At 73.9% G+C, this 12,609-nt stretch carries 10 protein-coding genes and 1 pseudogene; 4 read left to right on the forward strand and 7 right to left on the reverse strand.

Annotated elements, in window-relative coordinates; translation table 11 throughout:
- The first annotated feature begins 29 nt into the window (after positions 1-29).
- A complete protein-coding gene (locus tag H297_RS39895) occupies positions 30-1,451 on the forward strand; it encodes a sugar porter family MFS transporter (protein ID WP_051352394.1) in 1,422 nt (473 codons plus the stop codon).
- A gap of 293 nt (positions 1,452-1,744) precedes the next feature.
- Positions 1,745-2,986 carry a nitric oxide synthase oxygenase gene (locus H297_RS39900; protein ID WP_078515011.1) on the forward strand — a complete coding sequence of 414 codons (1,242 nt, stop codon included), beginning with the start codon at positions 1,745-1,747 and terminating at the stop codon, positions 2,984-2,986.
- Between the two features lie 206 nt (positions 2,987-3,192).
- Here H297_RS39900 and H297_RS0132910 read toward each other — a convergent pair whose 3' ends face one another.
- The 4 genes from H297_RS0132910 to dhaK all read right to left on the reverse strand — a co-directional run bounded on the left by H297_RS0132910 (position 3,193) and on the right by dhaK (position 7,107).
- On the reverse strand, positions 3,193-4,446 hold the full coding sequence (locus H297_RS0132910) for an MFS transporter (protein ID WP_037795920.1): 1,254 nt from the start codon (positions 4,444-4,446) through the stop codon (positions 3,193-3,195).
- Positions 4,447-4,832: 386 nt separating this feature from the next.
- Positions 4,833-5,255 (reverse strand): PTS-dependent dihydroxyacetone kinase phosphotransferase subunit DhaM, encoded by a 423-nt coding sequence (locus tag H297_RS0132915; protein WP_486589776.1) that lies wholly within the window; start codon positions 5,253-5,255, stop codon positions 4,833-4,835.
- Complete coding sequence (dhaL, locus tag H297_RS0132920; protein ID WP_027740503.1) at positions 5,252-5,848, reverse strand: dihydroxyacetone kinase subunit DhaL; 597 nt, start codon at positions 5,846-5,848, stop codon at positions 5,252-5,254. The genes H297_RS0132915 and dhaL overlap by 4 nt, the downstream gene beginning before the upstream one ends.
- Positions 5,849-6,114: 266 nt before the next feature.
- Positions 6,115-7,107, reverse strand: a complete 993-nt coding sequence (dhaK, locus tag H297_RS0132925) for a dihydroxyacetone kinase subunit DhaK (protein WP_027740504.1) — start codon at positions 7,105-7,107, stop codon at positions 6,115-6,117.
- A 301-nt stretch (positions 7,108-7,408) separates the two neighbouring features.
- On the opposite strand from dhaK, the pseudogene H297_RS39905 reads away from it, so the two are divergent.
- Positions 7,409-7,692, forward strand: a pseudogene (locus H297_RS39905) (transcriptional regulator); the annotation flags it as partial.
- Positions 7,693-7,907: 215 nt separating this feature from the next.
- Here H297_RS39905 and H297_RS0132935 read toward each other — a convergent pair.
- Positions 7,908-8,825 (reverse strand): alpha/beta fold hydrolase, encoded by a 918-nt coding sequence (locus tag H297_RS0132935; protein WP_037795921.1) that lies wholly within the window; start codon positions 8,823-8,825, stop codon positions 7,908-7,910.
- Between the two features lie 192 nt (positions 8,826-9,017).
- Between H297_RS0132935 and H297_RS0132940 the strand changes: the two genes are divergently transcribed.
- Positions 9,018-11,054 carry an AfsR/SARP family transcriptional regulator gene (locus tag H297_RS0132940; RefSeq protein ID WP_027740507.1) on the forward strand — a complete coding sequence of 679 codons (2,037 nt, stop codon included), beginning with the start codon at positions 9,018-9,020 and terminating at the stop codon, positions 11,052-11,054.
- 28 nt (positions 11,055-11,082) lie between these two features.
- Here the strand turns inward: H297_RS0132940 and H297_RS0132945 are convergent, their stop codons facing one another.
- Entirely contained in the window at positions 11,083-12,045 is a 963-nt protein-coding gene (locus tag H297_RS0132945) for a M56 family metallopeptidase (RefSeq protein ID WP_027740508.1), read from the reverse strand.
- A 3-nt stretch (positions 12,046-12,048) separates the two neighbouring features.
- Positions 12,049-12,465 carry a BlaI/MecI/CopY family transcriptional regulator gene (locus H297_RS0132950; RefSeq protein WP_027740509.1) on the reverse strand — a complete coding sequence of 139 codons (417 nt, stop codon included), beginning with the start codon at positions 12,463-12,465 and terminating at the stop codon, positions 12,049-12,051.
- Between the last annotated feature and the right edge of the window lie 144 nt (positions 12,466-12,609).

The following is a 12,609-nucleotide window of genomic DNA, read 5'->3' on the forward strand; positions in this document are numbered from 1 at the left end:
CAACCGTCCACCCGTCAGGAGCCGCACCCGTGAAACAGACCCGCGCGGCCACCACCGCACCCGTGATCGGACCGGGCAGTTACCTCCTGGGCTCACTCGGCGGCGGCATCCGAGGGTACGAACTGGGCGTCGTCTCCTCCGCCCTGCTCTTCGCCAAACCCGCACTCGACCTCTCGCCTGCGACCACCGGCTGGATCGTCAGCTCCGCGCTGATCGGCTCGCTCTTCGGGTCGCTGGGTGCCGGGCCGCTGGCCGACCGGTACGGCCGCCGCGTCATGCTGGCCCTGGGTGGCGTGCTCTACAGCGCCGGCATCCTGGTGGCCGCGTTCACGCCGAACGCGGGCGTCCTCATCGTCTCCCGCGTCATCCTCGGCGTCGCGGTCGGCATCGCCACGGCGATGATCCCCGTCTACCTCGCGGAGATCTCTCCGGCGCCGCGCCGCGGCTCGTTCACCGGCCTGTTCCAGGTCATGATCACGGTGGGTGTGCTGGCGGCGAGCCTCGTCGGGCTGGCGTTCACGCCCATCGAGGGCTGGCGCTGGATGTTCGGCCTCGGTGTCGTGCCGTCGCTCGTCATGCTGATCGGCTCGCTCCGGCTGCCGGAGAGCCCGCGCTGGCTCGTCGACCACGGCCGCGAGGAGGAGGCCTTCGCCGTGCTGGCGGGGTCGCGCTCACCCGAGGAGGCGCGGCGGGAGATCGAGGAGATCCGCACGGTACGGCACGAGCGGCGCGCGAAGGCGCACGGGGCGGGCGTGAGAGGGGACGCCGCTTCCCGCGCCTCGCTCTTCCGCTCCAGGGCGATGATCAGGCTGCTGGTGCTCGGCTCGGTGCTCGGCATGCTGCAGCAGCTGATCGGTATCAACGCCATCACGTATTACGCGCCCAGCGTGCTCAAGGGCATCGGCTTCAGCGACACCGCCGCCGTCACCGCGAACGTCGGCCTCTCGGCGCTCGGTCTCGGGGCCACCGTCGTGATGGCGTACGTGCTGGTCGACCGTGTGGGCCGGCGCAAGCCCCTGGTGTGGGGTGCCCTGGCGATGGCGTCGAGCATGCTGGTCCTGGCCCTGGTCTTCCTGGGCGCCCACGACGGAAAGGTCTCGGGCCCCGCCGGGTACCTTGCCGTCGCCGGCCTCGCCCTCTTCCAGATCGCCTTCGCGCTGAGCTGGGGCGGCATCGTCTGGATCGTGCTGGGCGAGATGTTCCCGCTGTCGGTACGGGGCATGGCCATGGGGATCGCCACCTTCCTGACCGAGCTGGTCAGCGTCCTCATCAGCCTGGCCTTCCCCACCTTCCTGGAGGCCGGCGCCACGACCGTCTTCCTGGTCTTCGCCGCCATGGGCGTACTGGCCTTCTGCTACGCACAGTTCATGGTTCCGGAGACGAAGAGCCGCAGCCTGGAAGAGATCGAGGGCGACCAGGCGGGCACCTCCGCGGAACCTGACTATCGGTGACCTGTGGCCAGGAGGCTCGCGCCCCTGTCGGGCGGTGGAAGCGACGAAGCCGCCCGCACGAGCGGTAGCCGGCTGTCTCTTTGCGGGGTGGCGGCGCGTGGGGCGCGGGCGGCCGTACTTCCGGTTCATCCCGCGTCCTGCCGGGCGAGCACATGGCCTCACCGTGCCGGATGAGCCGGGGGTGGAAGAGGGGTGTTCACTGCCAGGCGTGACGCCGCTAGCGTGGTGCGCTCACGCACGCGTCCAGGACCGACGGAGCGGCAGCGCACGCACCGCCGCCCGCGAGGAGCAGAATGCACGCCGATCCCCCGCCCGTAGGTTTTCCCACGCAAACCTCCTTCGGAGGCTGGGAGCGCCCTGCTCCCGCTCCCGCCCCCGCTCCGGCATCGGCGTGGGCCGGTGCGGGTACCGGGCACGCAAGAGGCACCGATCTGGCAGAGGCCGAGGAGTTCCTCCGCCTCTTCTACACCGAGAACACCGATCTGCCGGTCACCTTCGCCCGCAGGCTCTACCAGATACGTGCGGAAGTCGCGAACAACGGCACCTACGCCCACACCTTCGAAGAGCTCGCCTTCGGAGCGCGCGTCGCCTGGCGCAACTCCGCCCGCTGCATAGGCCGTCTGTACTGGAACAGTCTCCAGGTACGCGATCTGAGACATCTCAGCGCTCCGGAGCACATATTCCGAGAGCTTTGCGAGCATCTGCGACTGGCCGCCAACGGGGGTCGCGTGCGCCCGGTGATCTCCGTCTTCGCGCCGGACACCCCGGCGCGTTCCGGGCCGCGGGTCTGGAACGACCAACTCGTCCGGTACGCGGGACACCGCCGCTGGGACGGAGGAGTCGACGGCGACCCCGGGCATGTCGAGTTCACCGAGCAGCTCCGCCGGATGGGCTGGCAGCCGCCGGGCACCGCACACGACCTGCTGCCCCTGGTGATCGAGACGCCCGAGAACAAGCCGCAGATGTTCGACGTCCCCCGGGAGGTGGTGCTGGAGGTGCCTCTCACGCACCCGGACCACCCGTGGTTCGCGCAGCTCGGTCTGCGCTGGTACGCGGTGCCGGCCATCTCCCACATGCGGCTCCGGATCGGCGGCGTGGACTACGGGCTCGCCCCCTTCAACGGCTGGTACATGGGCACCGAGATCGGCGCCCGCAACCTCGTCGACACCGACCGCTACGACCTGCTGCCCGTGGTTGCACGGCAGATGGGGCTGGACACCCGCCAGGAGTCCTCCCTGTGGAAGGACCGGGCACTGGTGGAGATCAACGTGGCCGTACTGCACTCCTTCGAGACCGCCGGGGTGAAGATCACCGACCATCACACGGAGTCCCAGCGCTTCTTGACCCACCTCGCCAAGGAGAAGCGCCAAGGGCGCATCGTCCCCACCGACTGGAGCTGGATCGTCCCGCCGCTCTCCGGGGGCGTCACACCCGTCTTCCACCGCTACTACGACGAGGCCGACCTCCGGCCCAACTTCTACCTCGACGAGGACGCCCGCGCCCGCAGCAAGGGCCGGTGCCCCTTCGGCCACTGACGACGCCGTCCAGGCCGGGCCACCGCGCCCGCGCGCACCAGCGTCGCCGCCGGGTCACCGGGCAGCGTGCGGGCGAAGGCAGTTTGCAAACGTCCTGCGGCGGCGGCACTCGGGGCCCCTCGGGCGCTGGTCATCGAGCGAGTGGCCCGGCAGGGAGCCCGCCCCTCTGGCTGACTCCCTTGCCCGCTTCGGCGGGGGGCGGGAGATCAACCCAGTTCGCGGGAGCGTGTCTCGGGCAGTGCCAGTACGCACAGCAGCGAGACGACGGCCATGCCCGAGACGTACCAGCCCACGGCGTTCGAACCGAACGAGGCCTGGAGGTCGGTGGCCACCAGGGGCGCCACCGCCCCGCCCAGCACTCCGCCCAGGTTGTAGGCGAAGGACGCACCGGAGTACCGGACGCGGGTGCCGAACAGCTCCGGGAGGTAGGCGCCCATGGGCCCGTACACGACGCCCATGCAGAACAGGGTGCCACCCAGCGCGAGCGCGATCAGGACCGGCTGCTCGGTGTCCAGCAGCGGGAAGAGGACGAGTCCCCAGACCACCGCGAGTCCGCAGCCGGCGAGGACGAGCCGGCGACGGCCGCGTGCGTCGGAGCGGGTGGCCGCGAACCACGTGCCGACGGCGAGGAAGAGGCAGGCCACCATCGACAGGGCCAGCATGGTGCTGCGTGGCACACCGAGGCCGTCGGTGGCGTAGTTCAGGCAGTAGGTGGTGGCGGTGTAGAAGAGTCCGTAGGCGACGATCATGCCGCCGGCGCCCAGCAGGATCTCGCGCCAGTGGGTCCGCAGCACCTCCATGGCCGGTGCCTTGCTCTTCTCCTGCGCGTCCATCACCCGCCGGAACACCGGCGTCTCGCTGATCCGCAGCCGGACGAACAGCCCCACGGCCACCAGGGCGAACGAGAGCAGGAACGGTACCCGCCACCCCCAGGACCGGAACGCCGCGTCGTCGAGGCCGGTGGACAGCGCCCAGAAGATGCCTGTCGCGGCGAAGAAGCCGACGGAGGGACCGAGTTGCGGAAAGGCGGCGAACAGGCCGCGGCGTTTCTCGGGTGCGTGTTCCACGGCGAGCAAGGCGGCACCGCCCCATTCCCCGCCCAGCCCGATTCCCTGGAGGAACCGGAGCAGGACGAGCAGCAGCGGCGCCCAGACGCCGAGGGTGGCGTACCCGGGCAGCAGCCCGACGCACGCGGTGGACAGTCCCATCAGCAGCAGGGAGGCCACCAGTACCGACTTGCGGCCGACCCGGTCACCGAAGTGGCCGAAGATCAGCGAGCCGAGGGGCCGGGCCACGAACGCCACCGCGTACGTGGAGAAGGCCGCCAGCGTGGCGTTGAGCGGGCTGAGGTTGGGGAAGAACGCGCCGTCGAGGACGAGGGCGGCAGCCGTGCCGTAGGCGTAGAAGTCGTAGAACTCGATGGCGGTGCCGATGAAGCTGGCGACGGCCACCCGGCGCATGCTCTCCTGACCGCCCTCCGGCCTGCTCACGGGCGCCGTGGGTCCGGGTACGGCGCGGGCGGGAGCGCCGTCGGCCGGCGGATTGCTCGGGTCTGTCGCGTCGGCTGCGCCGTCCCGCGGTGCCGGCGGATCCTGTTTCGCTGGTCCTGCTTGCTGGCTCACACGCGCACCTTTGCGGGAGCGCAAGCGGCAGTCAAGGCAACCGGGAGTGCGTCTCGTTCACCGAGACGGCGCAGGTCGTCACCGGGGGGACCCGACCACCATCCGGGCTGTCCCACCTGTCCCGGCCGTACTCGTGCGGCGGGCGCCGTCTCGCGGCCAGACGCCCGCCGCCGTCATGTCCTCCGGCGCTGCCCGGCATGCCGTACCCGCAGGAGGGCGGGGCGTCACGCCTTGCGGTAGGTGTACGCCTCCTCGGCAGCCGCGGACACCGCCGCGAGGTCACCACCGCCGGCGGCCGTCACCACGGCCCCGATCGCGCCCTCGACCAGTGGGGCGTCCACCAGGCGGGCGGAGCCGGTCAGTTCGTCGCCGTCCGCGAGCAGCGTCTTGACGGTCAGCACGGCGCTGCCCAGGTCGGCGAGCAGGGCGACACCCGCCCCCGCGTCCACCTGGCGGGCCGCCTCGGCGATCACCTCCTCGCTGGTGCCCAGACCGCCGTCGGGCAGGCCGCCTGCCCCGATGACCGGCGCGTCCGGTACCCCCGCGAGGGCGGCGGCCATCCGCGCGGTCGCGTCGGCGACCTCCTTGCTGTGCGAGACCAGCACGATGCCCACCCGGGCCGCGTCGTTCGCCTGCGCCACCGTCACGCACCGCCTTCCGTGCCGCGGGCGGCCTCGGCGAGGGCGCCCAGCAGCAGCGCGGCGGAGGCGGCCCCTGGATCCTGGTGGCCGATGCTGCGCTCGCCCAGATAGCTGGCGCGCCCCTTGCGGGCCTGGAGCGGAACGGTCTCCTCCGCGCCCTTCTCCGCCGCTGTGCGCGCTGCCTCCAGATCCGTACCACCGCTGTCCGCCAGCGCCTCGACGGCCGGTGTGAACGCGTCCAGCATCGTCTTGTCGCCCGCGGTGGCTCCGCCGAGCTGCGCCACCGCGTCGATCCCCGCGCGCAGCGCCTCGGCCAGCTCCTGGCCGGTCACCCGCTCGGCGTCGCCGAGCGTCTTGCCCGTGCGGCGCAGCAGTGTTCCGTACAGCGGCCCGGAGGCGCCGCCGACCGTGGAGACCAGCTTGCGGCCCGACGTCATCAGCACGGCGCCCGGCGTCGCGGGTACGTCCTCCGCCAGCTCCTCCCGGACGGCGTCGAAGCCGCGCCGCATGTTGGCGCCGTGGTCGGCGTCGCCGATCGCGGAGTCCAGCTCCGTCAGCCGGTCGGCGTCGCGGCCGATCGCGTCGGCCGCCGCTCTCATCCAGCGCGCGAAGAAGGCCGCGTCCCACGCGGGTGCGCCGTCCTCGCCCGTGCCGGATCCGCCGGCACCGTTCGTCACCTTGCCGCTCACCACTGTGCTCCTTCGCCGCTGAGTCGGTCAGCTCGCGCTGACCGGTCCGGGTGATGCTGTCTCGTTCGTACTCGTACGCGCCGTGGTGCGCCGCCGGCCCGAGGGCGAACCCGCCGATGCCGCAACCACGCCACCGGCGGGTGCTGTGCGGCGCCGACGCCGCGCAGCACCGTTGCTCAGGCGCCCCACCGCAGCCCCGGGGTGCGCACCGGCGCGTCCCACAGTCGCAGCAGTTCCTCGTCGCCCTGGCACAGCGTCACGGAGGCACCGGCCATGTCGAGTGAGGTCACATAGTTGCCGACGAGGGTACGGGCGACCGGAATCCGGCGTTCGGCCAGCACCCGGTGCACCTCCCCGCAGAACCCGTACAGCTCCAGCAGCGGAGTCGCTCCCGCGCCGTTGACCAGCACGAGCACCGGTTCCTCGGGCTGCATGTCCTCCAGCACCGCGTCCACGGCGGCGTCGGCGATCTCTCCCGAGGTCATCATGGGCCGCCGCTCGCGGCCCGGCTCTCCGTGGATGCCGACGCCCAACTCCAGTTCCCCCGCCGGGAGATCGAACATCGGGCCGCCCTTCGAGGGCGTGCTGCAGGCGCTCAGGGCCACTCCGAAGCTGCGCGAGGACTCCGCGACCCGGCGCGCCGTGCTCTCCACCCGCTCCAGTGGTGCGCCCTCGGTGGCGAGTGCCCCGGCGATCTTCTCCACGAACAGGGTCGCGCCGGTGCCCCGGCGCCCGGCCGTGTGGGTGCTGTCGATGACGGCGACGTCGTCCTCCACCAGCACCTTGGCGACGCGGACGCCCTCGTCCTCGGCGAGTTCCGCGGCCATGTCGAAGTTGAGGACGTCGCCGGTGTAGTTCTTGACGACGAACAGCACGCCCTCGCCGCTGTCGACGGCTGCCGCGGCGGCGACCATCTGATCGGGGACGGGGGAGGTGAAGACCTCGCCGGGGCAGGCGGCGTCCAGCATGCCGGGTCCCACGAATCCGCCGTGCAGGGGCTCGTGCCCCGAGCCGCCGCCGGAGACGAGTGCCACTTTCCCCGCCACGGGCGCGTCCCGGCGGACCACCACCCGGCGGTCCACATCCACGGTCAGCTCCGGATGCGCCGCCGCCATCCCCCGCAGCGCGTCGGGGACCACGGACTCGGGCACGTTGATCAACTGTCGCATGTGTACCTCCGGGAGACGCTAGCAGCCACCACTGTGAGCAGCACCTTGGCGTAACAGAGTAGGTTCCGCGACGCCTCCGGCCGCCCGGGCGCCCCCTCGGCTGCCGGTGTCGGCGGCTGTCCGACCGAACGGCTGTCTCCGGACGGGGCCGGATGCGGCGGTCGCCGGGCCCTCCGGGGAGGGGACGCAGCACCGGGGCCGTACCCCTCCTGCCTGCTCCTGCCTGCTCCCGCCGGTACCGGTCCGGGTACGGCCACCCGTCGGCGTGCCCCGTCGCCACGGGCAGGCTCAGGGTGACGGCGCCGAGCGCGGTGAGCCGCTCGTCACCGCCGGGGCGCTGGTCGTCACCGTCTACGGCACCGACGTCGACACGCACCCGGCCGTCCAGGCGGGCGCGACCGGTCGTCTCCTCAAGGACACGCCCCCGGGGAACTGCCCGGCCGACGGACCGCCGCCGCAGGCCGCACCACGCTCGCCCCCTCGGCCGCCGATCAGCTCATGAACCGGCTGCGTACCCCCGCGACCTCGCTGACCCGGCGGGAGACCGAAGCGTCCGGGCCGGTCGCCGAGGGGCTGTCCCTCCAGCCCCCCCGAGCAGGGGCGCGGCCCGGGGGCCGGCGACCAGCGGCCCGGGCGAGCCCACCGGGGCGGCGCGGCGGCCGGCAGCGGCCGGCGGGTGCTCCGCGCCGCCTCCGGGTGGCCGGTGGCGATCGCCGGCCGCCCGTTCCACCAAGAGCGCCGCTGGGACCAGCCGCGGCCCTGGAGGGCCCGTACGAGGATCTGTGCAGGACACTCGCCTGTCAGACCGGCCCGGGGCGGCGGGCCAGCAGGTCCCGGAGTGCCTTGCTCACGTCCGCGGGTGCCTCCTCGGCCATGAAGTGCCCGCACGAGACGGTCGAGTGCCGCAGGTCGGCTGCCCAGGCCTGCCACAGGGCGGCGGCCTCGTACCCGAGCGCGGCTCCCCAGTTCTGCTGGAGCACGGTCACCGGCATGGTCAGCAGGCGGCCCGCGGCGCGGTCGGCCCGGTCGTGCTCGACGTCGATGCCCGCGGAGGCGCGGTAGTCCGCGACGATGGACGGCACCGCCTCGCGGCAGGCCGCCAGGTAGGCGGTGCGTACCTCGGCAGGCAGCGCAGCGGGGTCCTTGGCCCACAGGTCGAGGAAGTACCCGAAGAAGGCGTCGGCGCTCGCTGCGATCATCTCCTCGGGCAGCCCGGGCGGCTGCGCCATGAGGTAGAGGTGGAACCCGACCGCAGCCGGAACCCCGTGCAGGGCCTCCCACATGTCCAGGGTCGGCAGCACGTCGAGGCAGGCCACGTGGCTGACCGCCGCCGGGTGGTCGAGCCCGGCCCGGAAGGCGACCAGAGCACCGCGATCGTGCCCCGCGAGGGCGAAGCGGGCGTACCCCAGCGCCCGCGCGAGAGCCACGGCGTCGTCCGCCATGGTGCGCTTCGCATAGGTGCGCGGTTCCGCTTCCCGCGGCTTGTCGCTGCCGCCGTAGCCGCGCAGGTCGGGGCAGATGACGGTGTGGTCCGCGGCCAGATCGGCGGCGACGTGCCGCCACATCAGGTGGGTCTGCGGGAAACCGTGCAGCAGGACGATCGGCGGGCCCGAGCCCCCGACGGCCGTGTGCAGCGCGACGCCGTCCGCGACCGCGATCCGCCGGTAGGCGAAGCCGGGGATGCGGGGCTCGGACCCTGCGCCGGTGGTGGGTGTCATGGCTCTCCTCGTGTCGATACGTGCCAGGGGCGGGCGCCGGGCGGCCACTGCGCGGCGAGCCGCCTGCACGGAGGACCGGCGACCGGTGCCGCCTCCACCCTCCGGGCGTCGGATGAGCAGCCGATGAACGCGGACACGGTGAGCACGGCGCTACCGTGAAGGCGGAGCAAGGGACGGAAGAACGGACACCGGGTGCACGTGCGGTTCGGAGTGCTGGGCGCGGTCACCGCCTGGGACGAAGAAGGTGAGGCTCTGTCGCTGAAGGGGCCGCGGCACCGGGCGGTCCTGGCCCGGCTGATCGTCGCCCGCGGCCGGGTCGTACCGGTCTCGCGCCTGGTGGCGGACCTGTGGGAGGAGCCGCCCGCCGATGCCGTGGGCGCGGTGCGCACCTTCGTCGCCGGACTGCGCCGGGCCCTGGAACCCGGGCGGCCGCCGCGGAGCCCCGCCCGCCTCCTGGTCACCGAAGGCGCAGGCTACGCGCTGCGCGCCGCGACCGCCGACGTCGACGCCTGGCGGTTCATCCATACCGTCGAGACGCCTGCCGACGCGCAGCCCGCCCAGGTGGTCTCCCTCCTCACCGAGGCGCTGGACTGGTGGCGCGGCCCCGCCTACGCGGACTTCGGCGACCTGGCGTGGACCCGCCCCGAGCGGTCCCGGCTCACGGAGCTGCGGCTCCGCGCCGTCGAGCGCCGCGCCGAGGCCCGCCTCGCGCTGGGGGAGGCTGCCGAGGCCGTGCCGGACCTCGATGCGCACGTGGCGGAGCACCCCTGGCGGGAGGACGCCTGGGAGCTGCTCGCACTGGCCCTCTACCGTTCGGGGCGGCAGGCCGACGCGCTGACCGTCCTGCGGCGGGCCCGCGACATGCTCACCGAGCACCTGGGCGTGGACCCCGGTCCCCGGCTCCGCAGGCTGGAGGAGGACATCCTGCGGCAGGCCCGGCACCTGGACCCGGGCCCGGGCGGGACGGCGGCCCGGATCTGGGCGCAGGCGACCACGGCCTACGGCAGCAACGTGCCCGCCCGCGCCCGGATCCAACTGGAGAGCACCGTCGGCCTCATGCGCGACCTGGCCGTCACCGGCGGAGGAGGGCTGGAGTCGGCACGCCGGCACCGGGTCGCGGCCGTGGCCGCCGCCGAGGAGCTGGGCGACCCCGAACTGACGGCGCGCGTCATCGGCGTCTACGACGTCCCGGCGATCTGGACCCGCTCGGACGACCCGGAGCAGGCGCGATGGCTGGCCGACGCCGCCGAACGCACCCTGCGCCGGCTGCCCGCCGAGGGGCATGCCGCGGCCCGCTGTCGCCTGCTGGCCACCGTCGCGGTGGAGTCGCGGGGGATGCTCCCCGACGCGGCGGCCCCGGATGCGGCGGCTCCCGGTGCGTCACCCGCCGCCGGGGGCGGCCCCGCCGGTACGACGGCGCGGCCCCTGCAGGCTGCCCGGCAGGCGGAGGAGATCGCACGGGGGCTCGACGACGCCGCGCTCCTGGCCTTCGCCCTGAACGGCACGTTCATGCAGACCTTCCAGCGTGCGGGGCTGGCCGCCCGCCGGGACGCGATCGGCGCCGAGCTGATCGACCTCTCGGCGCGCAACGGTCTGCCCCGCTACGAGGTGCTCGGCCACCTGGTACGGCTCCAGGCCCGATGCGCGCTCGCAGACCTTGCCGGGGCCGGTCGGCACGCCGCCGCGGCGGACGCCCTGGGCACCCGGCACGAACTGCCGCTGGTCTCCGTCTTCACCACCTGGTACCGCGCGCTGCGCACCGCCGCGACCGCTTCGCCCGACGCCGCCCGGCGGGCCTACCGGCAGGCGGCGCAGTGCCTTGAGGGCGCGGGTATGCCCGGTGTGGCGGACGGCCTGCTGCCGCTCGCCCTGCTGAGCGTCGACGTCCTGCACGACGAACCCGTCGCCCTGCAGGGGCCTGCCGACCGGGGCCCCTACGAGAGGTGGGTGCGGCCGCTGCTGCTGGCGGACCAGGGGCGGCACGACGAAGCCCGCACCGCGCTCCGCGGCCTCGCACCACCGCCCCGCGACCTCCTGTTCGAGGCCCTGTGGTGCCTGGTCGGCAGGGCGGCCGCCGCGGTGGGCGAGCGTGCGACGGTCCGGCGTGCTCGCGCGGCGCTGGCGCCCGCCGTCGGCGAACACGCGGGCGCCGGCAGCGGCTTGTTCACGCTCGGCCCCGTCACCGGCCACCTGGACGCCATGGCGGCAGCCCTGTTCCGGGCTGCCTGACCGCGTGGCGGCGTCCCTGGGCGCGAGGTCACAGCGGGGTGGCCGCGTGGAGGATCAGCACCAGGGCGACGGCCGCGTTCGCGGCGGAGAGCGCGGACGTCGCCGCTCCGACCGCCGCGAGCCACGCGGCGAGCCCGGCGGCCAGGCCGGGGGCGGTGGTGGGCGGCAGCAGCAGGCGGCTGCTCGGGGCCGGAGCCAGCAGCGCCTGCACCCGGCGGGGCACCTGCCCGCTTCCGGCGACGGCGGGGAGCGTCCGCGCGGGGCTCTCCCTGGCGATCAGCGCGGCCTTGCCGACCGCCCGGGCGGTCAGCCGCCGGTCGCCGACCTTCCGCGCCGCCTCTTCGTCGGCCCACCGCTCCACGCCGAAGGCGACCGCCGTACGCATCGGCCGCAGGAACGGGTTGGCGTCGGCCGCCAACTGGGCGAGCAGCAGCGACCGGTGGTGGCGGGCCGCCAGGTGTGCCCGCTCGTGGGCGAACAGGGCGCGGCGCTCGGCGGGCTCCAACGCGTCCAGCAGTGCCGTGGACACCACGATCCGGGCCCGCCTTCGCCCGCGCGCCCGCCGGCCCCCCGGCAGGGCGAACGCGTACGGAGCGGTGTCCGGCAGGACCGCGACGGGGGAGGACGGCAGACCGTGCAGGGCCCGCCGTACGCGCGACCTGGCGCGGAAGTGGCGTACGAGCGTGGTGCCGCACGCCGACAGGAGGGCCACGAGCGCCGGGATGGACGCCCTGCCGAGCACCTCGTCGTAGGGGACCGCCGCGCGTACCTCCGGGTCGGACCAGGCATCCGGCAGCGGGTTGCCGGGCAGTTGAGCGGTGCCCACGACGACCAGCAGCCCCAGACACAGCGTGCTGCACACGGCCAGCACGACACCCGCCCCGACCAGCAGCCGTGTCGAGACGCGCGGGTGCATGCGCCGCTCGGCGAGCCGCGCCACCGGCCAGGACGTCAGGGGCAGGACGAGGGGGAGGAGGACGAAGAACCCCACGGCTCAGTCGCCTCTTTCCTCCGGAGCGGCGTCGCCCGGCCGGGCGTCGGTCTGCGCGAGCAGCGTGCGCAGGAGCTGTTCGTCGTCGTCGGTCAGTCCCGAGACGAACCGGGTGAGCACGGTGTCACGGTCGCTCTCCCCGTCGAGTACCTGGCGCATCCGCCGGGCGGCCAGCCCGGCTGCGTCCGCCGCGGGGCTCCACACGAAGGAGCGCCCGGTCTTCTCGCGGGTGACCGCCCGTTTGGTGAGCAGGCGGGTGAGGATCGTGACGACGGTGGTGTAGGCGAGGCCGCCGCCGAGGCGTTCCCGCACCCAGGCGGCGGTGACGGGACCGGGCGCCTCGTGCAGCGCGGCCAGCACCGTGGCCTCCAGTTCGCCCTGGCCGCGTCGGCGCCCCCGGCACCGTGCTGTGTCGCCCACATCTTCTCCCTCCACGGGCCGAGGTGCGCCCCGGCCCGCCGCGGTGCGAACGGTCTCGCAAGCCGGCCGGGCAGTGGCCTTCGCGCCGCTCGTTCAGTATCTTCTACAGTCTTGTAGATTCTGGTTCCCGCCGGGCACTTCCGA

The sequence above is a fragment of the Streptomyces sp. CNT360 genome, assembly GCF_000424785.1.